The organism is Limosilactobacillus gastricus DSM 16045 (assembly GCF_001434365.1).
In the GTDB taxonomy this organism is placed as follows: domain Bacteria; phylum Bacillota; class Bacilli; order Lactobacillales; family Lactobacillaceae; genus Limosilactobacillus; species Limosilactobacillus gastricus.
In genome coordinates this window covers 1-348 of the sequence record NZ_AZFN01000059.1, presented here as the reverse complement: position 1 = coordinate 348, position 348 = coordinate 1, and the positions used below count along the sequence as shown (strand labels likewise).

The following is a 348-nucleotide window of genomic DNA, read 5'->3' as shown; positions in this document are numbered from 1 at the left end:
AACGATGTTGAAGCACTCTCACTTAAGGATTCATTACCTGATTGCAAATCACTTAAGGAAGTTGAGGCACTTTGGGATGCCGCCCGGTTCGAAGTACTTTGACTAGCACTAACTGAGGCTGCTGAAGCCGAAGCTTGCGCCATCGATGTTAATTCATCACTCGTTACATTGCCACGATCATCCAAACTATTGGATGCCGAAGTACTGTTTTCAGCACTAACTGAGGCACTATCAAGTTCACTGATAACTTGTTCAACCGAAGTTGAAGCACTGTTATTCAAGGATGCATCTGAAGCACTCGCGTTGGAAACGCTGGTACTCAAACTCGTTGAGTTTTCATCACTAATT

Annotated in this window: 1 pseudogene; it reads right to left on the bottom strand. The window is 44.0% G+C overall.

The window, feature by feature from the left end:
• A pseudogene (locus tag FC60_RS09570) lies at positions 1–348 on the bottom strand (LPXTG cell wall anchor domain-containing protein); the annotation flags it as partial.